Source organism: Corynebacterium freneyi, from assembly GCF_030408835.1.
Lineage (GTDB): Bacteria > Actinomycetota > Actinomycetes > Mycobacteriales > Mycobacteriaceae > Corynebacterium > Corynebacterium freneyi.
Genome location: NZ_CP047357.1, coordinates 589857 through 614250, shown reverse-complemented (window position 1 = coordinate 614250; position 24394 = coordinate 589857). Strand labels below are relative to the sequence as shown.

Genomic DNA, 24394 nt, shown 5'->3' with positions numbered 1-24394 from the left:
CATGGACTGGCGTCACAATGCCGTTTGCCGCGAAGAGGATCCCGAGCTGTTCTTCCCCGTCGGCAACTCCGGCCCGGCCCTCGCCCAGATCGCGAAGGCCAAGGTCGTCTGCAACCGTTGCCCCGTCACCTCCCAGTGCCTCGCGTGGGCCCTGGAGACCGGCCAGGACGCCGGCGTGTGGGGCGGCATGTCCGAGGACGAGCGTCGCGCGCTGAAGCGCCGCCGCAACCGCGGCCGCACCCGCCGCACCGCCCGCACCACGGTGTAAGTTCCCCGACCGGCCCGTTGTAGACTGGGCAGGTTACATCACCCCGATCGGAGGAGGACCACAATGAGCAAGCGTGGCCGCAAGCGCAAGGATCGCCGCAAGAAGAAGGCGAATCACGGCAAGCGCCCCGGCGCCTAACCGCGAGCAGCAACGGAAAGAACCCCGCCCCATCATCACGATGGGGCGGGGTTCTTCGCTTTAGTGCTCTCCCCCGCAACGGGCGCCGCGGACTACTGCTCGCCGGAAGACAGGTAGGTCACGCGGATGCGGGTGGTGATCCGCCTGCGCAATTCCACGGGGGCGGGCTCATGGCAACAGCGCCGCAGCAGCCGGCGCAGCGCCCGCTCGCAGCCGACGTCCTCCAGGCATCGCGGACACTCGCGGATGTGCCGCTCCAGGATCCGGGTCTCCTCCGGATCGCATTCGCCGTTGAGCAGGGAATCGAGGCGCCGGCGCACGTCGGCGCACGTCCCGGGGTGTCCGCAGGGATTCGCGCTGTCGTTCATCGACTCACCTTTCCGAGTTTTCCGTCTCGCGGATGAACCCGCGATCCTTCGCCACATCCTTCAACGCCTCGCGGAGCTGTTTCCTTCCCCGGTGCAGGCGGGACATCACGGTTCCGATCGGAGTGCCCATGATGTCGGCGATTTCCTTGTACGGCAGCCCCTCGACGTCGGCGTAGTAGACGACCATGCGGTAATCCTCGTTGAGGTCCATGAGGGCGGCGCGGATCTCCTCGTCGGGAAGCAGGGCCATCGCCTCCACCTCCGCCGACCGCAGGCCCGACGACATGTGCGATGCGGTCTCCGCGATCTGCGAATCGGTGATGTCGTCCGTCGCGTACTCCGCCGGCCGGCGCTGCGCCTTCCGGTAACTGTTGATGTACGTGTTGGTCAGGATCCGGTACATCCACGCCTTGAGGTTCGTGCCCGGCTTGTACGAACGGAAACCCTGGTAAGCCTTCATGTAGGCCTCCTGCACCAGGTCCTCGGCGTCGGCGGGGTTGCGGGTCATCCGCAGGGCGCCGCCGTAGAGCTGATCGAGCAGGGGCAGGGCCTCGCGTTCGAAACGCTCCGCCAACTGGGCGTCGGTCTCCTGCGTCCGGACGCTGCCCCCGCCATCGATTCCCGTGGCTTCGGCTGTCATGCGCCCCATCCTATCGGCCGGGCGGGACCGCACGGTGACAGGATCGGGGCATGGGCAAAAGGAACAAGGGCACCGAACCGGCCGCATCGACTCCCGCCGTCGCCGCCTGCATCGCGGCCGGAATCCCCCATTCGGTTCGGCAATTCCCGCATTCCGACGACCACTTCGGCGAAGAAGCCGCCCACTGGCTCGGCGAACACGAGGGCGTCGCGCCGGAGCGGATCTTCAAGACGCTCATCATCGACCTCCACGGCAAACGCACCGGCCTCGCCGTCGCCGTCGTGCCCGTCACCGGGCGGCTCAACCTGAAGGCCGCGGCGAAGGCCTTCGGCGCCTCGAAGGCCGAACTGGCCGACCCGGCGGCCGCGCAACGCTCCTCGGGCTACGTCGTCGGCGGCATCTCGCCGCTGGGCCAGAAACGCCCGTTGCCGACCGTCGTCGACTCCGGCGCTCGCGACCACTCGACCATCTTCGTCTCCGGGGGCCGCCGCGGCCTCGACATCGAACTGGCCCCGGGCGACCTCGCGACCCTGACCGGGGCCACGTTCGCCGACATCGCCGGCTGAGCGGTCACTCCTCCAACAGCCACGCCCCGTCGTTGGCCACGTTGCCCACCGCCCGGTTCACCGGCCGCACCGCCAGCGTCTCCGCGAGCGCCGGATCGGTCATCCCGACCTCCCCGCCGTCGGCGAACCCCACGCCGTCCAGCCACTGCGCCACCTCGTCGTCGGCAAGCACCCGGGGCATCCGGTGATGCAAATCGGCGAGATGGCCGACCGCGTCCGTGGTGAGGATCGTCGCGCTGACGAGATCCCCGCACCGCGCCCACAGCCCCGCCACGAGCAAAGGCCGGTCGCCCGGCGCGGCGACGAAAAACGGCGCCTTGTCCCGCCACTCGTACCAGCCGTCCATGGGAATGACGCACGGTTCGCCGTCGCGGAACACCGGCTTGTCCCGCCACGTCTCCGACCGGGCGTTGAAATACGGGGTCTTCGGCATCGACTTCGACCAATGCGGCACCAGGCCCCACCTCACCGGCGCGGCGAGCGTCCCCCCGCCGTCCCGGGCCAACGCCGTGATCGGCATCGTCGGAGCCACGTTCCACCGTTCGCCCGGCAACGGACCATCTGCGCCGATCGGAGCGAGACCCGGCACCTCCGCCAGCGCCTCGAGGAGCTCGTCGCCCACGGTGAAGGTCACGAATCGTCCGCACATGCCCCAATCGTCGCACCCCGTGCCGACCCTCCGCCGCCATTTGGGGGATGATGGATGCGTGACTTCCCCCCATGACTTCTGGCCAGCCCCCGCCGCCGAGCACCCGGTGACCGCGACGGTCTCCATCGGCGGGTCCAAGTCCATCACGAACCGCGCGCTCATCATCGCCGCCCTGTCGTCGACGCCGTCGACGATCCACGGGGCGCTGCGCTCACGTGACACGGACCTGATGATCTCCGCCCTCGAGGCGATGGGCATCGAGATCCGCACCGGTTCCGAGTACTCCGGCACCCCGAACCGCACCCTGGAGGTCATCCCCCGCGTACTGCGCGGCGGCAACATCGAATGCGGTCTCGCCGGCACCGTCATGCGCTTCGTGCCGCCGATCGCGGCCATCGCCACCGGCTCCGTGTTCTTCGACGGCGACCCGGAGGCCCGCGTGCGGCCGATGGGCGCGGTGCTCGACGCCCTGCGCGAACTGGGCGCCGACATCGACGGCGACACCCTGCCGTTCACGGTCAACCCGGCCGGCGACATCGGCGGCGAGGTGGAGATCGACTCCTCGGCGTCGTCGCAGTTCGTGTCGGGACTGCTGCTGGCCGGCATGCGCTACCCGAAGGGCCTGACCCTCCGGCCCACCGGAGACGTGCCGTCGCGCCCGCACATCGACATGACCGTCGACATGCTGCGGCAGGCCGGCGTCACCGTCATCGAGGACGCACCCGAAGACGGCGGCGCTTTCCACGTCCAAGCCGGAGAGGTCCGCGGCCGCACGTGGCACGTCGAGCCCGACCTGTCCAACGCCACCCCGTTCCTCGCCGCCGCGGCCGTCACGCGCGGCCGGGTCACCGTCGCCGATTGGCCGGTCGACACGGTCCAGCCCGGCGACCGCATCCGCGAGATCCTGCAGGCCATGGGCTGCCGCGTCCTGCTCAAACCCCGCGGCGCCGACGGCTCCGGCGTCCACGACCTCACCGTCGAGGGCCCGGCCACCCTGCACGGCGTCACCCTGGACATGGGCGACATCGGCGAACTGACGCCGACCGTCGCCGCGATGGCGGCGCTGGCGGACACCCCGTCGGAGCTGACGGGCATCGCGCACCTGCGCGGCCACGAGACCAACCGCCTGGAGGCCCTGGTCACGGAGATCAACCGCCTCGGCGGGCGCGCCACGGAGCTGGACGACGGCATCCGCATCGACCCGATCCCGCTGCACGGCGGCGACTGGATGTCCTACGCCGACCACCGCATGGCCACCGCCGGCGCGATCATCGGCCTGCGGGTGCCGGGGGTTCGGGTGGAGAACATCGCCACCACCGGCAAGACCATGCCGGACTTCAACATCCGCTGGTCGGAGATGGTCGGGCTGCCGCTGGCCCAGGACGGGGGACAGCCCTGAGTCGCCGATACCGCGATTGGGACGAGTCCGACGTCCGCGTCCGGCCGGGGCGGGGGTCGCGACCGCGGACGAAGGACCGGCCGAAGCACGCCGACGCCAAGTGGGGGCTGGTGGTCACCAAGGACCGCGGGCGGTGGGGCGTGGTGCTCGACGGGACGACGACACCGGTGACCTGCATGCGCGCCCGCGAGTTGGGCCGCACCAACATCGTCGTCGGCGATCGCGTCGGCGTGGTGGGCGACGTGTCGGGGCGGGAGGGCACGCTGGCGAGGATCGTCAAGCTCGCCGACCGCACCAGCGTCCTGCGCCGCACGGCCGACGACAACGATCCCTTCGAGCGCATCGTGGTGGCCAACGCCGAGTTGCTGCTCATCGTCTGCGCCGTAGCCGATCCGCCGCCGCGCACGGGTTTCGTCGAGCGCGCGCTCGTCGCCGCCTACGCGGGCGGGGTGGAGCCGGTGCTGTGCCTGACCAAGTCGGACCTGGCGGATCCGGCGGAATTCGCCGGCGAGTTCGCCGAGCTCGGGGTGCCGGTCATCGTCTGCGGCGTGGACGATCCGGTCGAACCGCTTGTCGACGTCATCCGCGGAAAGGTGTCCGCCCTCATCGGCCATTCCGGGGTGGGCAAGTCCACACTGGTCAACCGCCTGGTCCCCGGCGCCGATCGCGCCACGGGCGAGGTCAGCGGCGTGGGCAAGGGCCGCCACACGTCGACGCAGTCGGTGGCGCTGCAGTTGTCCTGCGGCGGGTGGGTCGTCGACACCCCGGGCATCCGTTCCTTCGGCCTGGCCCACGTCACGCCGGAGACGGTTCTCGACGTGTTCGACGATCTCTCCGCCGCGCTCGAGAAGTGTCCGCGCGGGTGCACGCACCTGGGTCCGCCCGCGGATCCCGAGTGCGGGCTGGACGCGTTGGAGGGGGCCGCCCACCGCCGCGCGATGGCAGTGCGGGGCCTGTTGGCCGCACTCCAGGACAACGAGGACTGGGAACTCGACATTGACAGGGACTGAACCACCGTGACGCGAACCGACCATCGCTCCACTTCGGATCTGATCCGCCTGTGCCTGTGGACGTTCGTCGTCGGCGTCGCCACCGGCCTGGTCGCCGCCCTGCTGGTCTACCTGCTCCACGGCATCGAACACCTCGTCTACGGTCAGCACGAGGGCGACACCGCCGTGGTCACCGACGGCACGACGGGGCTGCAGCGTTTCCTGGGCATCGCAGTCGCCGGTCTCATCGCCGGGCCCGCGTGGTGGGCGGTGCGCAGGTTCGGCCGTCCCATCCCGTCCGTGGAGGACGGCATGTCGGGGGCGCGCATGCCGGTGGTGGAAACGCTGGTCAACGTCTTCCTGCAGATGGCCACCGTCGCCGCGGGTGCGTCCGTCGGCCGCGAGAACGCGCCGCGCGAGGCCGGCGCGATGATGGCCACCCAACTGGCCCGACGCATCGGCCTGGACCGGGAGACCACGAGATTGCTCGTCGCCGCCGCCGCAGGCGCGGGTCTCGGCGCGATCTACCACATTCCCCTGGCCGGGGCGGTGTTCGCCTTCGAGATCCTGCTGACGACGGTCACCGTCCGGGCCGTGATGGTCGTGCTCGCCTGCTCCGCCGTCGCCACCGTCACCGCGGGCATCGTCGTCGGCGATCAGCCGCTGTATTCGACGGTGACGCTGTCGGAGGGATTCGGCAACCTCACCGTCGCCGTCGCGCTCGGCATCGTGTGCGGCATCGCGGGCCTGGCGTTCCGGCATGCGGCGTCCACGGCGGAGGCGACCGCTCCGAAGGGGGCGCACATCCTGTGGGCCCTGCCGCTGGCCTTCGTCATCGTCGGCGCATTGTCGCTGCCGCTGCCGGAGGTGCTGGGCAACGGCCGCTCCGCCGCCACATCCGTGCTGGAGGGCACCCCGGTGTGGACGTTCGCGCTCGCGCTGCTGGTGGCCAAGGTCGTCGCCGTGCTGATCACCCTGCGCTCCGGCGCCATCGGCGGCGTGCTCACGCCCGGCTTCGCCGTCGGCGCGCTGCTGGGCTACCTTGTCGGCTGCGTCGTCCAGCCCATCGTCCCCGGCATCCCGCCGGCCGACTTCGCCCTGCTCGGCGCAGCGGCGTTCCTGTCGACGTCGATGGCCGCTCCCCTCTTCGCGCTCATCGTCACCGTCGAGTTCACCGGGCAATCCTCCGAGGCGTACCTGGCCCTGTTCCTCGCCTGCGCCACCGCGGCGCTGACCGGAGAGATCCTCCGCTCCGCGCTGAGCCTGCCGAAGCAGATCCAGATGCCGTGGACGCGCAAGAAGAAAGCCGTCTCCCGGCGTCGGCTAGGCCGAAGCTAGGCCGTGATCTCGCGGGTCGAGCGACCCGTGTAGGCGGCCACGACCTCCTTGACGCCCGGGCGGAGCTTCTTCAGCAGCCCCAGACCGGTGCGCAGGCCGCGGCGCGGCGTGGCGGTGGCATCCAGCTGCGCCTCCACCTGCGGGTACTTGGCGAAGGCCTTCTCCGAACGGACCTCCGGCGCATTGTCCGGATCGGCGACCAGGAAACGATCCGGCAGGGACAGCTTCAGGATCGTCCGCTGCACCTGCGCCAGCTGCCGCGGGAAGGAACCGGTGTTGTACGGCAGGTCGTAGTCGCGGCAGATCTCCTTGACCTGCTTGGAGATCGTGGCCAGGCGGTTGGACGGCATGTCCGGGTACAGGTGATGCTCGATCTGGTAGTTCAGGTTGCCCGACAGCACCGACAGGATGAATCCGCCGTGGAAGTTGGCCGAGCCGAGCATCTGGCGCAGGTACCACTCCGCCTTGTTCTCGTTGTTGTACTGCTCCTTGGTGAACGTCTCCGCATCATCCGGGAAGTGGCCGCAGAAGATGACGGCGTAGGCCCACACGTTGCGGATCAGGTTCGCCGCGGCATTGGCCTTGGCCACCTCGCCCCAGCGCGGGCCGGCCAACAGCGGGAACAGGGCGTAGTCCTTGAGCACCTGGCGGCCGGACTTCTGGAAGACCTCGATCAACTGCGGCTTGGCCTGCTCCCACGACTTCTTGCCCGCGGCGACGCGGCCGAGCTCGACGTCGTAGAACGCCACCGCCCACTGGAACAGCGACGCCAGAATGACGTTCTGCAGCGGCTGCGTCAGCGACACCGGCGTCCACTTCTTGTCGCGGGTGACGCGCAAAATGCCGTATCCCACGTCGTTGTCCATGCCCAGCACGTTGGTGTACTTGTGGTGGACGAAATTGTGCGAGTGCTTCCAGCCCGACGACGGGCACGAGTTGTCCCACTCCCACGTCGACGAGTGGATCTCCGGGTCGTTCATCCAGTCCCACTGACCGTGCATGACGTTGTGGCCGATCTCCAGGTTCTCCAGAACCTTGGCCAGGCCCAACGCGCCGACGCCGGCCCACCACAGGCCCCTGTGGGCCGGGGTGCGCAGCGAACGCGGCAGCAAACCGCCCTTGCGGGTCTTGTAGCCCGCCTTGTCCAGGGCCATGCCCAGCGTCGGCAGCATCAGCAGCCCGCGGCCGGCGACCTCCAGGCCACGCTGCACGCGGATGAGGGTGCGGATGTAGCGGGCGTCCTTCGGGCCCAGGGCCGCGCGATGCTCGGCGGCGATGGCGTCGAAACGGCGCCCGATCTCGGCGACGTCCTCCTCGGACAGGTGCGAATAGGCCTTGATGTCGGCGATTGCCATGGTGATGTCTCCGTATTTCCCGTTCGGCTGGGTTTCGTTTTGCGTCTACAGCTCGATTTCGACGTCGCCGGCGGGCACGCACACGCAGGCTCGGATGCGTTCGCCGGCCTCATGGGTCTCGCCCGTGCGCAGGTCGCGCGCCGTACCGTCGGCGAGCTGCTGCACGCACGTCGCGCAGATTCCCATCCGGCAGCCGTAGGGCAGCTGCACTCCGGCCTTCTCGCCGGCCTCCAAAATGGTCGTGGCGCCGTCGACCTCGATCTCGCCGCGGCCCGGAAAGGTCACGACGCCGCCCTGGGCCGTCGTGTTGCCGCGATCGAGGGTGAATCGCTCGGTGCGGACGCCGGGAAGCCCGGCCTCGAGCTCGTCGAGCATCGCCGACGGGCCACACGCGTAGGCGGCCCGGTCGGCCAGATCCGGCACCAGCGCCTTGATCTCGTCGATGCTCAACCGGCCGTCGACCCCCGTCTCGCGAACCGTCAGACGGTACCCGGGCTGCTCGCGGCTGAGGCGTTCCAGGTCGGCGTCGAAAAGCAATCCCGCACGGTCGCGGACCGAATGAAGGTGGACGACGTCCCCGATTCCGTTGCGACGCTCCAGGTCACGCAACATCGACATCACCGGAGTGATGCCCGAACCGGCGGTGATGAACAGCAGCTTCTCCGGCGGCGGCTCCGGCAAGTGGAAATCACCCGCCGGCGCGGCCAAACGCACCACCGTGCCCGGCGTGACGTTGGACACCAGATGCTGCGACAGGCGCCCCCGATCCTGCGCCTTGACGGTGACCGTGAGCATGCCGTCCGCCGACTGCGGCGCATTGGTCAGCGAGTACGACCGCCACACCAGACGGCCGTCGACGCGGACGCCGACGCCGATGTACTGGCCGGCGCGGAAGTCGGCGGGAACTCCCCAACCGGGCTTGATGACCAACTCGACGACGTCGTCGGCCGGCCGGGTCACCCGCTCGATCTGCCCCCGCAGCTCCCGCTTCGACCACAGCGGATTGATCAAACGCGTGTAGTCGTCCGGCATCAGCGGCGTCGACAAGTGCCGGAACACGCCGCGAAGGCGATTGCCAAAGCTCACCGGTTCCCCTTTCCGTAGTCTACGGAAGCGTAGCTTACGGATGGGTAACTTGTCGGTCAAGCGATGGAAACGATCAGAGCAGCTCCACCAGCATGGGCAACTCCGCCGCGTCGTACCAGGCCAACGGCCGTTCCAGGCAATCCCCCACGGTCAGCTCCGCGTCCTCGTCCCCCAAATCCGCGGCATCGACGGCCTCGATGGCCTTCGCCACGAACGGCTCCCCGGCCTCGACGTCGACGTGAATCGCGGCGACGTCGTCACGCGACACGTCGCCGGACAAGGCCACCACGGCCTCCCCCATGTCCGGCTGCAACTCCACCGCATCATCGGCGACGTCGGCGGCGATGACCACGCGCCTGTGCGGAAACGACCCGTCGTACGCCGACAACAGCCGCAACGACGCCCGCGACGCGTCGTCGAACGCGACGTCGGCCAACTCCTCGTCGTCGCCCTCCACGTAAAACTCGCGCAGCGCCGGCGTCACCGCGAACGCCCACCCCCGACGCGGAACCGCCGCGCCGTCGGACAGCAACTCCCCGAGCATCCCGAACGTCGCCGGCACGTACACGCGCACTAGAAATCGCCCTCCAGGTCGAACAGACCCACGATCTCCACGACCGCACGATCGAACTGCTGGTAAAACACGCCGACCATGCCGTGGGACACCGCCGCGTGGATGTTGACGATCGAATCGTCGACGAGCACGCAATCGCGCGCCGGCAGGCCCAAACGCTCCGCCGTGATATCGAAGACCTCCGGCTCCGGCTTCTCGGCGCCGACCTCACCCGACAGCATGACGGCGTCGACCAGGCCCTCCTCCTCGAACTTCCGGATCGGATCCGCCCCGGGGCCGCCCGGGTCGTTCGACAACACGGCCAGGGCAACTCCATTGGCGCGGGCGGCCGCCATCAACTTCCGCCACCGCGCCCGCTCTTCGTCGGTGCCGTCCAGGACACCGCAGTAATCGATGATGAGACCACGCATGACCACGAGCGTAGTTGCCCGCGCCGGGTTCCGCCGACCGCCCCGCCGCGCGGGCACCCCGACTCGCTGGCACAATGGCCGCGGGGACATGACGACCGGGCAACCGGACCACGGGGGGTCGACGAAAAATGACGGGGGACATCGGGGAACTCGCGCCCGTGCGCGGCTTCGAGCTGCTGCGGGCCCTGACGCCCGGGCGCGGGGCGCAACTTCCGCGTGACGACGGTCGGCCTGCCGGCCCCATGGCCACCACCTGCGGCGACGTCGCACGGCAACGGCTGACTCACACGCTGACGGTGATCATCGAGGTGCTGTCCGGGAGGCGGCGCCCGGAGGCCCTGTCGGGCGTGTCCGCCGATGAACGGGTCCTCGCCGGCCTGCGGCACCGGCTGCGCACCGGCGGAATGCGCGGCGCGGCCCTGCGCACCCTCCACCCCTCCGGGCGGCCCTGCGGAACCCGCGTCGAATTCGTGGGCACCTACGCGTGCGCGGGTCGCGTCCGGGCCCTGGCCGGCGCGATGATCGACGACGGCCGGGGCTGGACGATCACCGCGCTGCGCTTCATCTAGCCCGTCTAGCGGTTGCGGCCGCGGCGGGCGGCCTTGCGACGCTGGGCCCGGTTGCCCGACCGACCCTCGACGCGCTTCTGCTCGGCGGAGCCGTCGTCCGACGGTCCGGAGTACGTCATCTGCGTCGGCCGTGCCTCGGCGCGGGCCAGCTCCGGGGACAGGTCCTTCTCGTCGACGACGCCGTCGCCGTTGAGGTCGGCGTCCTGCTTCTGCTCGGCCTGCATGACCTGCTGGCGGACCAGGAACAGCTGGCGGATGGACTCCTCCTTGATGCCGTCCATCATGCCCGTGAACATGTCGTAGCCCTCGCGCTGGTACTCGACCAGCGGGTCGGCCTGGGCCATGGCGCGCAGGCCGATGCCCTCCTTGAGGTAGTCCATCTCGTAGAGGTGCTCGCGCCACTTGCGGTCCATCACGTTGAGGATGGTGAAGCGCTCCAGGTTGCGCATCTGCTGCTCGCCGCCGATGGCCGCCACGGCGTCCTCCAGCTCGTCGTAGCAGGTGCGCACGTCCTCGCGCAGGACCTTCTCCAGGTCCCGGGCCGACAGGTCGCCGGCGGCGCCGTACTCGTCGCCGTCGACCAGCGACTGCCACGACATGGTCGGGCCGTACAGAGACTCCAGGGCGTTCCACAGCTCGTCGAGGTCCCAGTCCTCCACGTAACCGTCGGCGGTCGCGCCGGCGACGTAGGCGGAGATGACGTCGTCCTGCATCTGACGAACCTGGTCCTTCAGGTCCTCGCCCTCGAGGATGCGCAGACGCTCGGCGTAGACGACCTTGCGCTGCTGGTTCATCACCTCGTCGTACTTCAGGACGTTCTTGCGGATCTCGAAGTTCTGGCTCTCCACCTGCGTCTGCACGCTCTTGATGGAGTTGGACACGATCTTCGAGTCGATGGGCACGTCGTCCGGCACGTTGAGGGTGTTCATGAGCGCTTCCATGCGCTGGCCGTTGAACCGGACCATCAGCTCGTCGCGCATCGACAGGTAGAAGCGGGTTTCGCCCGGGTCGCCCTGGCGGGCGGTGCGGCCGCGCAGCTGGTTGTCGATGCGTCGGGACTCGTGGCGCTCAGTGCCCAGGACGTACAGGCCACCGACCTCGCGGACCTTCTCCGCCTCCTCCTCGGCGGCCTCGCGGACGCGGGTGATCTCGGCGTCCCACTCGGCCTCGTACTCCTCCGGCGTCTCCGTCGGAGACAGGCCGCGGGCACGCAGGTTGAGGTCGGCGATGATGTCCGGGTTGCCGCCAAGCACGATGTCGGTGCCGCGGCCGGCCATGTTGGTGGCCACGGTCACCGCGCCGGCGCGGCCCGCCACGGCGACGATCTCGGCTTCCTTCTCGTGATGCTTGGCGTTGAGGACGCTGTGCTTGATGCCCTCGCGCTGCAGCAGCTTGGACAGGTGCTCCGACATTTCGACGGACGCCGTGCCCACCAGAACCGGCTGGCCCTTCTCGTGGGATTCGCGGATGTCCTCGATGACGGCGTAGAACTTCGCCTCCTGCGTCTTGTAGACCAGGTCCGGGTGGTCCTTGCGCTGGTTGGGGCGGTTCGGCGGGATCGGCATGACGTCGAGCTTGTACGTCTGGTGCAGCTCGGCCGCCTCGGTTTCGGCGGTGCCGGTCATGCCGGCGAGCTTGTCGTACATGCGGAAGTAGTTCTGCAGCGTCACCGTGGCGAGGGTCTGGTTCTCGTTCTTGATCTCCACGCCCTCCTTCGCCTCGATGGCCTGGTGCATGCCCTCGTTGTAGCGGCGTCCGGCCAGGACGCGGCCGGTGAACTCGTCGACGATGAGGACTTCTCCGTTGCGGATGATGTAGTCCTTGTCGCGGGTGAACAGCTCCTTGGCCTTGATGGCGTTGTTGAGGTAGCTGACCAGCTGCGAGTTCTCGGCGGCGTAGAGGTTGTCGATGCCCAGCTGATCCTCGACGTAGGCGACGCCTTCCTCGCGGACGCCGACGGTGCGCTTGCGCACGTCGACCTCGTAGTGGATGTCCAGGCGCATGCCCTTCACGATTCCGGAGAACGCCTGGTACCACTCGGGCGATCCGTCGGCGGGGCCGGAGATGATCAGCGGGGTGCGGGCCTCGTCGATGAGGATCGAGTCGACCTCGTCGACGATGGCGTAGTGGTGGCCGCGCTGCACCAGGTCGTTGAGGGAGTGCGCCATGTTGTCGCGCAGGTAGTCGAAGCCGAGTTCGTTGTTCGTGCCGTAGGTGATGTCGGCGGCGTACGCCTCGCGCCGCTGGTCGGGGCTCAGGCCCGACAGGATCACGGAGGTCTCCAGCCCCAGGAAGCGGTGAACGCGGCCCATCCACTCGGCGTCGCGCTTGGCCAGGTAGTCGTTGACGGTGACCACGTGGACGCCCTTGCCCTCCAGGGCGTTGAGGTAGGCGGGGAGCACGCAGGTGAGGGTCTTGCCTTCACCGGTCTTCATCTCCGCCACGTTGCCGAAGTGCAGCGCCGCACCACCCATGACCTGCACGGGGTAGTGCTTCTGGCCGAGCACGCGCCACGATGCCTCGCGGGCGGTGGCGAAGGCCTCCAGCAGCAGGTCGTCGAGGGTTTCGCCGTCCTCGAGTCGGGTCTTGAACTCGTCGGTCTTGCCGCGCAGTTCGTCGTCGGTCAGCGCCGAGTACTCGTCGTCGAGCTCGAGCACCGCGTCCGCGATGCCCTTGAGGCGCTTGACGGCGCGCCCCTCACCGACGCGGAGCAACTTGCTGAAAGAAAACACTGCGGATGGGACCTTTCCGACAGACGACTCATGGCCGCGCCCCGCCCGGGGCGCTCAAGTCCCCCAGTATAGGAGGAACCCGCACCCCGGGGTGGGGTGCGGGTGCTTTACGACGCTTGCGCGTCAACCGGTCAACCGGCCACGGGAACGAAGACGATGGCGTTGTCGCCGCCCGTGCACCTGTAGGTGGCGTCGCTGCCGCTGAGCGACCCGAGGGTGCAGTTCATGGTGTAGGTCTTCTTGGTGGCGGGACTGTAGGCGCTGACGGTGCGGTTCCTCGCGCCGACGTTGCCCGCCCACACGGCATCGGACACCCGCTTGGCGAAGCCGCAGGTCGTAACCGATGAGCCGGTCAACGCCCCGTTTTCGCAGTTCGCGTAGACGGCGGAATCACCCCAGACGCGTGAGCCGGAACCGGAGTCGGATCCCCGCGTACGTTCGGGTGCGGTCCTCGTCCTGGGCGCGGTCGCGGTTTCGGTGACGGTCCGAGTCGTCGTCGCCTCGGTGGGGTCGGGCGCGGAACCAGCCGCATCCGCCGCAGGAGGCGCCGGCGGGGCTTCGGTGGCCACGAGGTCCGCCTCGCCCCGGCCACCGCCCGGACCTCCGCCGAAGGCCACGACGGCGACGGCGCCGACGACCACGACGAGCACCGCGATCAGGCCGACGAGCACGTAGACGAGGCCGTTTCCGCCTCCCCCTCCCCCTTGAGGCTGCGGTGACTGCGGTGGCCGAGGTGGCGGTGGGGTCCATCGGTGGGTCATCGCCGGTTCCCCTCTTCTGCTGCGGAACGAAAGCGTATGCCCCCACCCTATCCCGGGCACGGAAAACCCCCGGCCACCGCCGGAAAAGCGGCGCGGCCGGGGGCTGGCGGTCCGGACTTACTCGGCGTCCTCGGCCAGCGCGATCATGCCGTAGTCGTAGGCATGGCGGCGGTAGACGACGGACGGGCGGCCGGTGGCCTCGTCGACGAAGAGGTAGAAGTCGTGGCCGACGAGCTCCATCTCGGACAGCGCGTCATCGACGGACATCGGGTTGGCCGAGTGCTCCTTGGTGCGCACGACCTTGCCGAGCTGAATCTCCTCGACCTGATCCTCGTACGGATCGGCCTTCGGAGCGGGCTCCGCGGCCTCCGTGGCCTCCTCGACCAGGGCGGCGGTGGCCTGGCCCACGGACATGGGGGCGCGGTGGCCGGAGCGGCTGATCTTGCGGCGGGCCTTGACCTTGCGCAGGGAGCGCTCCATCTTGCCCAGGGCGGACTCGAGGGCGGCGTAGAAGCTGTCCTCCTTCGCCTCGGCGCGGGCGAGGTGGCCCTTGCCCGTGGCGGTGATCTGGATGCGGTCGGAACGATCCGCGCGGCGGGGGTTCGGCTCGTGCTGCAGCTCGACGTGGAAGAACGTCAGGGTCGGATCGAGGCGCTCAATCTTGGCGAGCTTGCCCTTGACACGCTCGGCGAAGTGCTCCGGGACCTCCACGTTGCGCCCGGTGATGGTCACCTGGGCATTGGGGCTGAGGACCTCGTTGTTGTCAGCAGGTGTCGTCACTTGCTTCCTACCTCCCGGTATTGCCACCGCCCCTCCGTGAGCGGGATTACTCACGGCGTCCACGGTGACGCGACTAACTAACTGTGCCTCCAGGATACAGACGCGGTTACCCCCGCTGCCACGAACCTCCCGTCCGATTTTCCCGGCCCCCTGGCCACATCCGGGGGGAAGTGCCCCTAGGCGTGGGAAAACACGATCACGCCGGCCACGCGGACACCCGACGCGGCGAGGACGAGCGTCGAATGCGCCGCCGTCGCCCCGGTCGTGAGCACGTCGTCGACGAGCACGACGGGTCCCCGCACGGTCCCCGACGGCACGATCCGACCGGCGATGTTGCGGCGCCGCCCCACCGCCGTGAGCCCCGCCGAATCCTCCGCCCCCTCCGCCGTCCGCAGCAATCCCGCCGCCACGCGGGCACCCGGCAGTCGTCGCGCGGCGACGCGGCAGGCGGCCGTCACCGGGTCCCCTCCCCGCCTCCGCGCCGCCGACGCCCGGGTGGGCGCCGGCACGAGCGTCATGGCTTCCTGCGCCGGATGCGGCAGCTGGCCGTCGACCGCCAGTCTCAGCAAGGCCGCACCCACCACCGCACCCATCACGTGCCGCGCCGAGGCGTCGCCAAGCTCCTTCGCCGCCAGCACCACCGCCCGCCTGGGCCCCGCGTACGGCCCGCACGACCACGTCGGGGCGGGCACGTGCACCCGCGGCGACACCCGCACCGGCGGCCGCGCGAACTCGCGGCGGCACTCGGCGCACGGCACCTCCGGCGCCCCGCACCCCGGGCACGCCCGCGGCACGACCAAGTCGGCCAACTCCCCCCACATGCCGGGGAGATTACTCCACGGGCACCGGGGCCGCCCGCCCCTGCACTCCCGGCACCGCACGCCAGAACTGGGCCTCGCCCTCGCCGGTGACCAGCTCCATCAGGGCGTTGTCGTCGAGCGCGTAAATCTTCGACGACGTCGCCGACACCACCGTCACCGGCGGGCTGAGGTTGAGCTTCGGCAGCATGTAATTCACCGAACCATCCGGGTAGACCCGCCACATCGGGGACTCCTCGCCGTAGGCGCCCACGATGATCGTCGAGTTCGGCGCCCACGCCAGCGTCACGGGGGTCACCCCCTCCGACAGCGTCAGATGGCGCGCGTTGACCAGGCGCCACGGCCCCGTGTCCGTCTGCACGATCGTGGCGATCCACACGTTGCCGCCCGCGATCATGGCCACCTGCGTGCCCGACGGGTCGACGCGCAGCTCCGAAATGCCACCGTCGATCTCCGCGATGCCGGTCATGTCGATCTCCTCGACTGCCGGCACCGACGAGGAGTTGCCCACCAGCCGCATCACGCGTTCGCCGTCTACGACCGTCCACACCGACGCGGCATCCGGCGACCAGCTCGGGCGGGTGAGGCTCTGCGCGGTCAGCACCGTCTTCGGGTCATCGCCGGCGCGGCCCAGCAGCAGGGAGGATTCGCCCAACCCGCCCCGGTCGACCCGGGACACGCCCGCGATGAGGCGGGTGCCCGCCTCGTCCACGCCGATGCTCGCCGACACCAGGACATCGCCGCCCTCCGACGTCCACCCCGGCAACACCCGGTCGCCGTCGTCGGTCACTTCCACGACGCCACCGGCCTCCACCGCGTGGAGCGGCACGCGGTCGCCCGGCCCCTTCGTCGGGTCGAGCGGGCGCAGCTCGTCGGAATCGCGGGTCCACGGGCCGGGGTGCGATTCGACGAGCGCGCCGCCTTCGTCCTCCAGCGTCCACGGGCCGCGAACGTCGGCCGACGACAGCGTCCACACGATCTGCGCCGCCAACAACCCGCGCAGGGTCTCGTCCAGATCGCCGAGGCCCGTCATCCGGATCACCCGGCCCGGCCCCTCCTCATGGGGCCCGATCTCGATGGTCGCGTCCGGCGGCAGCGCCGTGGTCACGCCCGGCAACAGACGCGGGCGCGGTCCGCCGCGCATGGTGTGCAGCAGCTCCATGGCCGCGTCGTCGACGCCGCGGTAGATCCACCTGCGATCCGGCACGAGCTGGTTGCCCGACGGGTCGAGGAAGTACACGTTGCGGGGCGCATGGCTGTCCAGGAACGCCTGGCGCTCCAGCAGCACGCCGTCGGGCAGTTCGGCGATGCGCCACTGTCCCTCGTCGTTCATGCGGAGTTCGATGGAATCCTCGTACAGCGCCGACTGCGTCTCGTACGCGCCGCCGGGAGCCAGCGACCCGACGATGGTGGCGCGGGTGCCGAAACCGCGCACGTCCTCGTCCTCGCTGCCGTCGCCGATGACGTTGATGCCGTCGACGATCCACGTGGCCTCGTGCGGGTTCCATCGCTCGCGGGCCGCCTCGGTGAGGAAGGCCTTCGCCGCGGCGTAATCGTCGGTCGGGTGGGCCGACGCCGCGTAGAAGTCGCGCAGCACCAGGTCCGGCGCCGCGTCGGGTCGTGGCGTGGGCACCTCGACGTCGTGCGCCGGGGCTTCGAAGGTGCGGATCGCCTGGGGCGTGGTGTCGCCCGGCAGGGTCGTGCAACCGCCGAGCACCAGAGCGGCGGCGCTCACGGCGGCGACGATGGCCGTGCGGTTCCCGCGGGTCGTGCGTGGGCGGGGCGTCATGGCCGGTCTCCTTCCGCTTCCGTTTCCGAGTCCGGTTTCGGTTCCGGTTCCCGCTTTGCGACGAGCGCGTCGAAAACCTCCGCCCGCGGAGCCGGTGCCGGCGCTCCGGGGACCTCCAGCGGAAGCGGTTCCGTGTCGACGGGTCCGCCGGGTTCCAGGGGCAGGCGCAGACGGAAGCAGCTGCCGATGCCGGGAACGCCGTGGGCCTCGAGCCGGCCGCCGTGGAGCAGCGCGTCCTCGCGGGCGATGGCCAGGCCCAGGCCCGTGCCGCCCGTGCGGCGTTCGCGCGAGGGGTCGGCGCGCCAGAAACGATTGAACACCAGCTCTTCCTGCTCGGGTTTGAGTCCCACTCCCCGGTCGGTGACGGTGCAGGCGACGACGTGCTCGTCGGCGCGTAACGCGATGATGACGGGGTTGCCCTCGGAGTGGTCGATGGCGTTGGCGATGAGGTTGCGCAGCACCCGCTCGATGCGTCGGGAATCGACGCTGGCCGGCACCGGTTCGTCCGGCATGTCGAGGATGATCTCGGTGCCCGATTCCTGAGCCACGACCTGCAGGGGCAGGTACGCGGCGTCGATGCATTGGCGCATGTCCACGCGCTCGGCGGACAGGTCGGCGACGCCGGCGTCGTGGCGGGAGATCTCCAGCAGGTCGGCGAGGAGCATCTCGAAGCGGTCGAGTTCGGCGATCATCAGCTCGGAGGCCCGCTGCGTGGCCGGGTCGAGATCCTCCGCGCCATCGGCGATGAGGTCGGCGGCCATGCGCACGGTGGTCAGCGGCGTGCGCAGCTCATGCGACACATCCGACGTGAACTGGCGCTGCAGGTCGCCGTACTCCTCGAGCTGGTGGATCTGCAGCGACAGCGACTCGGCCATCTTGTTGAAGCTCACCGCCAGGCGGGCCATCTCGTCCTCGCCTTCGACGGCCATGCGCTCGCGCAGGTGACCGGAGGCGAAACGCTCGGCGATGCGGGCCGCCGACCGGACGGGCCCGGTGACCTGATTGGCGAACAGCCACGTGATGCCCACCAGCAGCAACGTCATGACGACCGTCGCACCGGCGAACAGTCCGCGCACCAACGCCAGGGTCGATTCCTCCGCGGTGAGCGGCATGATCAGGTACAGCTCCAGGCCCTGCACGTCAGACGACGTCGGCGTGCCGATGACCAGCGCCGAATAACTCGACCCGTCGCGGGCCTCCATCACGGCGTACTGGTAGCTGACCTGCCCTTCCTGGATGAAGGGCCGCAACTGCACCGGCACGTATCCGTCGACGGGCGACCGGATCGCGTCGTCGTTGCCGCCGGGGGCGATGAGCACGGCATCGTAGACCGTCGCCGACCCCGTCGACGTGCCCGACTGACGATCGGCGAGGGCCTCGCGGCCGGCGTTGAGCTTGGCCTGCACGCCGTCGGCGCCCGACGCCGCGATGGTCTGCTCGACGACGACGCGGGCGCGATCGATCTCCTCGTTGGCGACGTTGAACTTCGCGTCGAGAAGCCGCTGCGCCACGATGGACACCAGGGCGAAACCGAGCATGCCGACGACGAGCACCGACACGACCATCACGGACGTGACCACCCGCACCTGCAGCGACGTGCGCCACGAACGCAGGATGCGCTTCCAAGCCCGTCCCAGCCAGTCCCCCGGCTTCCACCAGCCTTCCGCCATCGGTTCCCTTCTGCCCGCCGCGCGCTATTCGCCGGTCTTGTAGCCGACGCCCCGGACCGTCAGCACGATGCGCGGGTTCTCCGGATCCACCTCGATCTTCGAGCGCAGGCGCTGGACGTGGACGTTGACCAGGCGCGTGTCGGAGGAATGACGGTACCCCCACACCTTCTCCAGCAGCTCCTCGCGGCTGAACACCTGCTTCGGGCGCTGGGCCAGCGCCAGGAGCAGATCGAACTCCAGCGGGGTCAGCGCGATCTCGCGGCCGTCGCGGGACACCGCGTGGCCGGGGACGTCGATGACCAGGTCACCGACCTCGATGACCTCGCCGGGTTCCTCGTCCTGGCGGCGCAGGCGGGCGCGGACGCGGGCGACGAGCTCCTTCGGCTTGAACGGCTTGGTCACGTAGTCGTCGGCGCCCGACTCCAGGCCCAGCACGACGTCGACCGTGTCGGTCTTCGCGGTGAGCATGATGATCGGCACCGAGCTTTCCTCGCGGACGCTGCGGCAGACGTCGACGCCGCCCATGCCGGGCAGCATCAGGTCCAGGAGGATCAGGTCCGGGTTCTCACGCGACGCGGCCTCCACCGCTTCCAGTCCATCCCCGACGACCACCGTGTCGAAGCCCTCCCGCTGGAGGACCATGGTCAGCATTTCGGCGATGGCGGGGTCGTCGTCGACGACCAGGATTTTGGCGCTCATGCACCCCATCCTATCCGTCCCGGCACCGCTGCCGTCCACCCTGGCCCGGCCGCGGCCCACCGCTGCTCGGCTACCGCCCGATATCGTCGAGGACTCGTGCCGCCAACTCCTCGGCGCAATCCCCCGCCACGTGCCACGGCGACGCCCACGACTCCGCCGCCAAATCGGCGTACGCCGCGGCGACGCGGCTCTGCAACCCGCCGTCGCGCTCGTAGGCGTCGCGGGTGCGGGACACGTCGGCGGCCTCGCGGTGCTTCGCCCGGCGCGCCGCCTCCGCCACGCCCGTACCCAGGTGCACCTGCAGATCCGGCACCGGCATCCCGTGCTTGCCGAACTCCTGCTCGTACACCCACTCCACGATCGCCCGGTCGCCGGTGCGCCCCCACGAATAGGCCGCGTTGGAGGCGACGTACCGGTCCAGGATCAACACGTCGGCCGACTCCGCCGCCGCGATCACCTCGTCGCGCATGTCCCTGCGGTCCAGCGCGAACAGCAGCGCCATGGCCCACGCCGACTCGGCGACGTCCCCGAGCCGACCATGCAGGGCGTCATCGGCGAAATCGGCGAAAGGCGTGCGACCGTACGCGGGAAAACCGAGCTTTGCGACGCTCACGCCGGCGTCGTCAAGCCTGCTTTCCAGGGCACGCGACAACGTGTTCTTGCCGGCCCCGTCGATGCCCTCGACCGCGACGATGTACCCCATCACCGATGACTTCCCCGACCCATGACTTCCCCGACCTAGTAGCGGTAGTGCTCGGGCTTGTACGGGCCCTCGACGTCGACGCCGATGTACTCCGCCTGCTCCTTGGTCAGGGTCGTCAGCGAACCGCCCAACGCCTCCACGTGGATGCGCGCCACCTTCTCGTCGAGGATCTTCGGCAGGCGGTACACCTCGTTGCCGTACTCGTCGCCCCGGGTGAACAGCTCGATCTGCGCGATCGTCTGATCCGCGAAGGACGTCGACATGACGAACGACGGGTGCCCCGTCGCGTTGCCCAGGTTGAGCAGGCGCCCCTCCGACAGGACGATGAGCGACTTGACCTCGCCGTCCTCGTGCTCGAAACGGTACTCGGCGACCTGCGGCTTGATCTCGATGCGCTCGACGTCGTCGCGGTGATGCAGCGAATGCATGTCGATCTCGTTGTCGAAGTGGCCGATGTTGCCCAGCACCGCGTGATCCTTCATCTTGCGCATGTGCCCGAAGGTGATGATGCCCATGTTTCCGGTCGCCGTGATGACCACGTCGGCGTCGCCGATCGCCTCCTCGACCGTGACCACCGGGAAACCGTCCATCAGCGCCTGCAGCGCGTTGATCGGGTCCACCTCGGTGACCCGCACCCGCGCACCCTGGCCGGCCAGCGCCTCCGCCGACCCCTTGCCCACGTCGCCGTAACCGCACACCAGGACGTTCTTGCCGCCCAGCAGCATGTCCGTGCCGCGGTTGAGGCCGTCGAGCAGGGAATGGCGGGTGCCGTACTTGTTGTCGAACTTCGACTTCGTGACGGCGTCGTTGACGTTCATCGCCGGGAAGGGCAGCACGCCCTCCTCCGCGAAGTGGTACAGGCGGTGGACGCCCGTCGTGGTTTCCTCGGTGACGCCCTTGACCGCCTCGGCGACGCGGGTCCACAGATCCGGCTTCTTCGCCAGCACGCGGCGCAGCATCTCCTTGAAGGCCACGAACTCGTCGGAGTCGTCGTCCTCCACCGGCGGAACCACGCCCGCCTCCTCGTACTGGCGGCCGCGGATGACCGCCATCGTGGCGTCGCCGCCGTCGTCGAGGATCATGTTCGGCAGCTCGTCGCCCCAATCGAAGATGCGCTCCAGGCACCACCAGTACTCGTCGAGGGTCTCGCCCTTCCACGCGAACACCGGCACGCCCTTCGGATCCTCCGGGGTACCCTCCGGGCCGACGACGACCGCCGCGGCGGCCTCGTCCTGCGTCGAGAAGATGTTGCACGACGCCCAGCGGACCTCGGCGCCCAGGGCGACCAGGGTCTCGATGAGCACCGCCGTCTGAACCGTCATGTGGATGGAGCCGGCGATGCGGGCACCGGCCAGCGGCTGCTCCTCGCGGTACTCCTCCCGCAGGGCCATCAGGCCCGGCATCTCGTGTTCCGCCAGGCGAATCTGGTGGCGACCCGCCTCCGCGAGCGAGATATCGGCGACCTTGTGCTCGATGACAGTCTGGGACATGCGACCTCTTCCGTGTTCCGTGTGCGCGACGTGTTCCGCTGCGCTGTCAGGGCATCATGCAGCGCAACATGCAATGCTCACCAGGCTAGTTGACGGCCTCGGCGAAATCCTCGACGGCCTCCTGCTCGTCTTCGGGCAAACCGGGGACCAAAACGTCGAACGTCTCGGCCGCCGCCTCGCGCAGCTCCTCCGGACACGAGCCGATGCCCTCGCGAATGAACGGGTACTCGTCGACGAGCTGGCCCGCGCTGAACGGCGCACCCGACCAGATCGCCGCGACGGTGGCGGCGCCGAGACCCGCGCGGGCCTCGTCGTCGTCCGCGTCCCCGGCGGCCAGGCGGCAGGCGTCGAGCAGGGCGCCGGACAGATCGTCGTCCTCGAGGACGGACACCTCCTCGAGCAGGTCGGTGACGGCGTCGCTGCTGAAGATGATGGAATCCCACGTGGACATTGGCGCTTCTCCTTCGGGTGCCGGAACGGGATCTCGCCGCGATCCCCCTCATACCCCGATGTTCTACCCCACGACGTAGCGCGGGGGCGACAGTTGTCCTTCCGGGAACCTCGCGAAGGGCCCCGACCACCCCCTCCGGTCCCCTTTCCAGAAGATAACGAGTGTGTTAAGTTAACCGCCAAAACGGTGATCGAATCTTTATCTGCAGCGCAGCCACCGGGTTCGAAACCGTCGACACCACGGAAGGGAGACGGGGATCATGCGCATCAGAACCGCAGGCCTGGCGATCGCCGCCATCATGGCCGCCGCCACCGCAGGGTGCGCCGGCGCCTCGGCGATCGACGGCCCCAACCCCGCCGAACCCGACCAGGAGCACCTGCCCCGCGTCGCCGACGACTCGGAGCTCGGCGAAGACCCCTCCTCGAACTCCGCCTCCACCCAAGCGCCCGACCGCGCCACCACCGTCGTGCCGACGCCGTCGCGTCCCGGCCGCGGCAATGCCGCCGAAGACCCGTACCTGCCGCCCCGCGCCGTGATCCCCGCGCCCACGGGCACCCCGGACGTTCCCCCTCCGCCGTCGTCGCCGACGACGCCCCCGACCGAATCGTCGACCACCCCCTCGGAGACCCCCGAGTCCACCACGCCGACGCTCCCGACGCTGCCCACCCCGGAGCGCCCGAAGCCGCTGCTGCCTCCGGACGGCGACTCGGCCGGCTCCCTCTGGCCCTTCGACGAGCCGGAGAAGCCGGAGGATCCGGAAAATCGCGGAAAGCCGGAGAAGCCGAACAAGGGCACCGACACGGCGCAGAACGGGACGAACGGCACCTCCGGGGCAAACGACGCCCCCACCAAGCCCGACACCACCGCCGCCGACGACGCGGACAAGGGCACGAACGCCACCGGAGCCACGGCCAACGGCTCCGACCGGGCGGATCGGGAAGACTAGGCGCCCTGTTTTACGCAGGCACCGAGGCCACGAACGCCTCGACCGGCGCGCCGCCGACCGACCGCAGCACGCGGTCCGTCTCGCACGCCGGCACCCACGCCGCCCCACCCGGGGACAGGCGCACCTCGCCGGACCGCGACGACACCTCGGCGGCGCCCTCCACGACGAGGACGATGGCCGCACCCGTCGTGGGCACCGCCACCGAATCCCCCGCCGGGATGCTGACCCGCGTCAGACGGAATTCGGCGGCGTCGGTCGGGTACGTCGACACCGCACCGTCGACGATCGGACGGACGACCGGATCCACCGCCGGAGAGAAGTTCAACACCCGCAGCAATTCCACGACGTCGACGTGCTTCGACGTCAAACCGCCGCGCAACACGTTGTCGGAATTGGCCATGATCTCCACGCCCATGCCCGACAGGTACGCGTGCAGCTGTCCCGCGCCGAGGTAAATGCCCTCGCCGGGCTCCAGGGTGATGCGGTTGAGCAGCATCGACGCCAGCACGCCCGGATCACCCGGGTACCGCGCCGCGATGTCGGCGGTCGTCGCGGCAACCTGGCCGACCCAACCGTCGCCCTCGTACGCGGCGCACGCGGCGCGCACCGCCTCGACCAGATCGCCCAACACCCGGCTGGGCAGGGTGAGCCACGTCGTGAACAACGCACGCAGCCCCTCTTCGGCGGACGGCGCATCGAGCAGCACCGTGTAGTGGCCGAGTTCCGGGATGGCCAGCTCGTCGAAAAGCTCCCGGGTCCGTTCCACCGGCCGGAAACCGGCCAACGCCTCGAACCGGGTCAGCGCGACGATGAGCTCCGGCTTGTGGTTCGCATCGCGGTAATTGCGGTGCGGAGCCGTCGGCGCGAGGCCGAGCTCGTTCTCCGCCGCATACCCGGCCTTCGCCTGCTCCAGCGTCGGATGCGCCTGCAGCGACAGGGGCTCGGCGGCGGCGAGGATCTTCAACAAAAACGGCAGCGTACCGTCCGCCATGCCCGCAGCCGGGCCCAGCGCGGCATCGGGGTCATCGGCGATGACCTCCGTCAACGGCCGCCCCGCCACCGGCGACGGAGCCAACGGATGCGCCCCGAACCAGGCCTCCGCCTGCGGCCGCGCCGACGGCGACTCCTGCCCCATGAGCTCGGCGATCAACGTCCGCGACCCCCACGGGTACGACTGCATGACCGCATCGATGCGCTCCATCGGGC

At 69.7% G+C, this 24394-nt stretch carries 26 protein-coding genes; 8 read left to right on the top strand and 18 right to left on the bottom strand.

All coding sequences use genetic code 11. From position 1 onward, the window contains the following. The first annotated feature begins 1 nt into the window (after nucleotide 1). Together CFREN_RS02655 and CFREN_RS12860 are read left to right on the top strand one after the other, a co-directional pair. Nucleotides 2-268, top strand: a complete 267-nt coding sequence (locus CFREN_RS02655) for a WhiB family transcriptional regulator (RefSeq protein ID WP_035122962.1) — start codon at nucleotides 2-4, stop codon at nucleotides 266-268. Between the two features lie 63 nt (nucleotides 269-331). After that, nucleotides 332-406 (top strand): 50S ribosomal protein bL37, encoded by a 75-nt coding sequence (locus CFREN_RS12860; protein WP_371327291.1) that lies wholly within the window; start codon nucleotides 332-334, stop codon nucleotides 404-406. 92 nt (nucleotides 407-498) lie between these two features. Here the strand turns inward: CFREN_RS12860 and rsrA are convergent, their stop codons facing one another. Together rsrA and CFREN_RS02645 are read right to left on the bottom strand one after the other, a co-directional pair. Continuing rightward, entirely contained in the window at nucleotides 499-774 is a 276-nt protein-coding gene (rsrA, locus tag CFREN_RS02650; protein ID WP_083291094.1) for a mycothiol system anti-sigma-R factor, read from the bottom strand. 4 nt (nucleotides 775-778) lie between these two features. Further along, on the bottom strand, nucleotides 779-1414 hold the full coding sequence (locus CFREN_RS02645; protein ID WP_070518938.1) for a sigma-70 family RNA polymerase sigma factor: 636 nt from the start codon (nucleotides 1412-1414) through the stop codon (nucleotides 779-781). Between the two features lie 50 nt (nucleotides 1415-1464). On the opposite strand from CFREN_RS02645, the gene ybaK reads away from it, so the two are divergent. Then, nucleotides 1465-1980, top strand: a complete 516-nt coding sequence (gene ybaK / locus CFREN_RS02640; RefSeq protein WP_209654055.1) for a Cys-tRNA(Pro) deacylase — start codon at nucleotides 1465-1467, stop codon at nucleotides 1978-1980. A gap of 4 nt (nucleotides 1981-1984) precedes the next feature. Here ybaK and CFREN_RS02635 read toward each other — a convergent pair whose 3' ends face one another. Next, a complete protein-coding gene (locus tag CFREN_RS02635) occupies nucleotides 1985-2629 on the bottom strand; it encodes an SOS response-associated peptidase (protein ID WP_070518936.1) in 645 nt (214 codons plus the stop codon). Here CFREN_RS02635 and aroA point away from each other — a divergent pair. The 3 genes from aroA to CFREN_RS02620 are packed head-to-tail and all read left to right on the top strand — an operon-like array spanning nucleotide 2628 to nucleotide 6355. Beyond that, nucleotides 2628-4028: a 3-phosphoshikimate 1-carboxyvinyltransferase gene (gene aroA, locus CFREN_RS02630; protein ID WP_209654057.1), complete on the top strand. Its 1401-nt coding sequence runs from the start codon at nucleotides 2628-2630 to the stop codon at nucleotides 4026-4028. The two genes, CFREN_RS02635 and aroA, sit on opposite strands and share 2 nt — an antisense overlap. Beyond that, a complete protein-coding gene (gene rsgA / locus CFREN_RS02625) occupies nucleotides 4025-5038 on the top strand; it encodes a ribosome small subunit-dependent GTPase A (protein ID WP_070518952.1) in 1014 nt (337 codons plus the stop codon). Before aroA ends, rsgA begins: the two co-directional genes overlap by 4 nt. Nucleotides 5039-5044: 6 nt before the next feature. After that, on the top strand, nucleotides 5045-6355 hold the full coding sequence (locus tag CFREN_RS02620; RefSeq protein WP_209654059.1) for a chloride channel protein: 1311 nt from the start codon (nucleotides 5045-5047) through the stop codon (nucleotides 6353-6355). Here the strand turns inward: CFREN_RS02620 and CFREN_RS02615 are convergent. From CFREN_RS02615 to CFREN_RS02600, 4 genes are all read right to left on the bottom strand, one after another. Next, nucleotides 6352-7710: a fatty acid desaturase family protein gene (locus CFREN_RS02615; protein ID WP_070518933.1), complete on the bottom strand. Its 1359-nt coding sequence runs from the start codon at nucleotides 7708-7710 to the stop codon at nucleotides 6352-6354. The two genes, CFREN_RS02620 and CFREN_RS02615, sit on opposite strands and share 4 nt — an antisense overlap. Before the next feature lie 45 nt (nucleotides 7711-7755). Then, nucleotides 7756-8742, bottom strand: a complete 987-nt coding sequence (locus CFREN_RS02610) for a ferredoxin reductase (protein ID WP_209654796.1) — start codon at nucleotides 8740-8742, stop codon at nucleotides 7756-7758. A 127-nt stretch (nucleotides 8743-8869) separates the two neighbouring features. Next, nucleotides 8870-9370, bottom strand: coding sequence for a DUF6912 family protein (locus tag CFREN_RS02605; protein ID WP_035122912.1), 501 nt, complete (start codon nucleotides 9368-9370; stop codon nucleotides 8870-8872). Continuing rightward, nucleotides 9370-9780, bottom strand: coding sequence for an HAD-IA family hydrolase (locus CFREN_RS02600; RefSeq protein WP_209654061.1), 411 nt, complete (start codon nucleotides 9778-9780; stop codon nucleotides 9370-9372). The genes CFREN_RS02605 and CFREN_RS02600 overlap by 1 nt, the downstream gene beginning before the upstream one ends. Nucleotides 9781-9908: 128 nt before the next feature. On the opposite strand from CFREN_RS02600, the gene CFREN_RS02595 reads away from it, so the two are divergent. After that, nucleotides 9909-10349 (top strand): Rv3235 family protein, encoded by a 441-nt coding sequence (locus CFREN_RS02595; RefSeq protein ID WP_035122915.1) that lies wholly within the window; start codon nucleotides 9909-9911, stop codon nucleotides 10347-10349. Between the two features lie 5 nt (nucleotides 10350-10354). Here the strand turns inward: CFREN_RS02595 and secA are convergent, their stop codons facing one another. The 10 genes from secA to CFREN_RS02545 form a co-directional block, all read right to left on the bottom strand. Next, entirely contained in the window at nucleotides 10355-13081 is a 2727-nt protein-coding gene (gene secA / locus CFREN_RS02590) for a preprotein translocase subunit SecA (protein ID WP_209654064.1), read from the bottom strand. A gap of 131 nt (nucleotides 13082-13212) precedes the next feature. After that, a complete protein-coding gene (locus CFREN_RS02585) occupies nucleotides 13213-13752 on the bottom strand; it encodes a hypothetical protein (RefSeq protein ID WP_209654066.1) in 540 nt (179 codons plus the stop codon). A gap of 207 nt (nucleotides 13753-13959) precedes the next feature. Beyond that, nucleotides 13960-14622 (bottom strand): ribosome hibernation-promoting factor, HPF/YfiA family, encoded by a 663-nt coding sequence (gene hpf, locus CFREN_RS02580; RefSeq protein WP_035122918.1) that lies wholly within the window; start codon nucleotides 14620-14622, stop codon nucleotides 13960-13962. 176 nt (nucleotides 14623-14798) lie between these two features. Further along, complete coding sequence (locus CFREN_RS02575; RefSeq protein ID WP_209654068.1) at nucleotides 14799-15443, bottom strand: ComF family protein; 645 nt, start codon at nucleotides 15441-15443, stop codon at nucleotides 14799-14801. Between the two features lie 10 nt (nucleotides 15444-15453). Next, on the bottom strand, nucleotides 15454-17229 hold the full coding sequence (locus CFREN_RS02570; RefSeq protein ID WP_209654070.1) for an LpqB family beta-propeller domain-containing protein: 1776 nt from the start codon (nucleotides 17227-17229) through the stop codon (nucleotides 15454-15456). After that, on the bottom strand, nucleotides 17226-18899 hold the full coding sequence (gene mtrB, locus CFREN_RS02565; RefSeq protein ID WP_209654072.1) for an MtrAB system histidine kinase MtrB: 1674 nt from the start codon (nucleotides 18897-18899) through the stop codon (nucleotides 17226-17228). The genes CFREN_RS02570 and mtrB overlap by 4 nt, the downstream gene beginning before the upstream one ends. Nucleotides 18900-18923: 24 nt before the next feature. Further along, nucleotides 18924-19598, bottom strand: coding sequence for an MtrAB system response regulator MtrA (gene mtrA / locus CFREN_RS02560; RefSeq protein WP_070519759.1), 675 nt, complete (start codon nucleotides 19596-19598; stop codon nucleotides 18924-18926). A gap of 70 nt (nucleotides 19599-19668) precedes the next feature. Continuing rightward, entirely contained in the window at nucleotides 19669-20301 is a 633-nt protein-coding gene (locus CFREN_RS02555) for a dTMP kinase (RefSeq protein ID WP_070519760.1), read from the bottom strand. Between the two features lie 35 nt (nucleotides 20302-20336). Next, nucleotides 20337-21791, bottom strand: coding sequence for an adenosylhomocysteinase (ahcY, locus tag CFREN_RS02550; RefSeq protein WP_070519762.1), 1455 nt, complete (start codon nucleotides 21789-21791; stop codon nucleotides 20337-20339). Nucleotides 21792-21876: 85 nt separating this feature from the next. Then, nucleotides 21877-22242, bottom strand: a complete 366-nt coding sequence (locus CFREN_RS02545) for a hypothetical protein (protein WP_070519764.1) — start codon at nucleotides 22240-22242, stop codon at nucleotides 21877-21879. Between the two features lie 259 nt (nucleotides 22243-22501). On the opposite strand from CFREN_RS02545, the gene CFREN_RS02540 reads away from it, so the two are divergent. Next, a complete protein-coding gene (locus CFREN_RS02540; protein ID WP_209654078.1) occupies nucleotides 22502-23188 on the top strand; it encodes a hypothetical protein in 687 nt (228 codons plus the stop codon). Nucleotides 23189-23198: 10 nt separating this feature from the next. Here CFREN_RS02540 and manA read toward each other — a convergent pair whose 3' ends face one another. Then, nucleotides 23199-24389: a mannose-6-phosphate isomerase, class I gene (gene manA, locus CFREN_RS02535; protein WP_209654080.1), complete on the bottom strand. Its 1191-nt coding sequence runs from the start codon at nucleotides 24387-24389 to the stop codon at nucleotides 23199-23201. Nucleotides 24390-24394 lie beyond the last annotated feature (5 nt).

Bases quoted from the DNA above. Each gene is read 5' to 3' on its own strand.
- CFREN_RS02655 (WP_035122962.1), top strand. From the start codon at position 2: ATGGACTGGCGTCACAATGCCGTTTGCCGCGAAGAGGATCCCGAGCTG.
- ahcY (WP_070519762.1), bottom strand. From the start codon at position 21,791: ATGTCCCAGACTGTCATCGAGCACAAGGTCGCCGATATCTCGCTCGCG.
- CFREN_RS02615 (WP_070518933.1), bottom strand. From the start codon at position 7,710: ATGGCAATCGCCGACATCAAGGCCTATTCGCACCTGTCCGAGGAGGAC.
- CFREN_RS02575 (WP_209654068.1), bottom strand. From the start codon at position 15,443: ATGTGGGGGGAGTTGGCCGACTTGGTCGTGCCGCGGGCGTGCCCGGGG.
- CFREN_RS02600 (WP_209654061.1), bottom strand. From the start codon at position 9,780: ATGCGTGGTCTCATCATCGATTACTGCGGTGTCCTGGACGGCACCGAC.
- CFREN_RS02570 (WP_209654070.1), bottom strand. From the start codon at position 17,229: ATGACGCCCCGCCCACGCACGACCCGCGGGAACCGCACGGCCATCGTC.
- manA (WP_209654080.1), bottom strand. From the start codon at position 24,389: ATGGAGCGCATCGATGCGGTCATGCAGTCGTACCCGTGGGGGTCGCGG.
- CFREN_RS02645 (WP_070518938.1), bottom strand. From the start codon at position 1,414: ATGACAGCCGAAGCCACGGGAATCGATGGCGGGGGCAGCGTCCGGACG.
- CFREN_RS02545 (WP_070519764.1), bottom strand. From the start codon at position 22,242: ATGTCCACGTGGGATTCCATCATCTTCAGCAGCGACGCCGTCACCGAC.
- CFREN_RS02555 (WP_070519760.1), bottom strand. From the start codon at position 20,301: ATGGGGTACATCGTCGCGGTCGAGGGCATCGACGGGGCCGGCAAGAAC.
- mtrA (WP_070519759.1), bottom strand. From the start codon at position 19,598: ATGAGCGCCAAAATCCTGGTCGTCGACGACGACCCCGCCATCGCCGAA.
- rsrA (WP_083291094.1), bottom strand. From the start codon at position 774: ATGAACGACAGCGCGAATCCCTGCGGACACCCCGGGACGTGCGCCGAC.
- CFREN_RS02540 (WP_209654078.1), top strand. From the start codon at position 22,502: ATGCGCATCAGAACCGCAGGCCTGGCGATCGCCGCCATCATGGCCGCC.
- mtrB (WP_209654072.1), bottom strand. From the start codon at position 18,899: ATGGCGGAAGGCTGGTGGAAGCCGGGGGACTGGCTGGGACGGGCTTGG.
- CFREN_RS02635 (WP_070518936.1), bottom strand. From the start codon at position 2,629: ATGTGCGGACGATTCGTGACCTTCACCGTGGGCGACGAGCTCCTCGAG.
- aroA (WP_209654057.1), top strand. From the start codon at position 2,628: ATGCCCCAATCGTCGCACCCCGTGCCGACCCTCCGCCGCCATTTGGGG.
- CFREN_RS02610 (WP_209654796.1), bottom strand. From the start codon at position 8,742: ATGCCGGACGACTACACGCGTTTGATCAATCCGCTGTGGTCGAAGCGG.
- CFREN_RS02595 (WP_035122915.1), top strand. From the start codon at position 9,909: ATGACGGGGGACATCGGGGAACTCGCGCCCGTGCGCGGCTTCGAGCTG.
- ybaK (WP_209654055.1), top strand. From the start codon at position 1,465: ATGGGCAAAAGGAACAAGGGCACCGAACCGGCCGCATCGACTCCCGCC.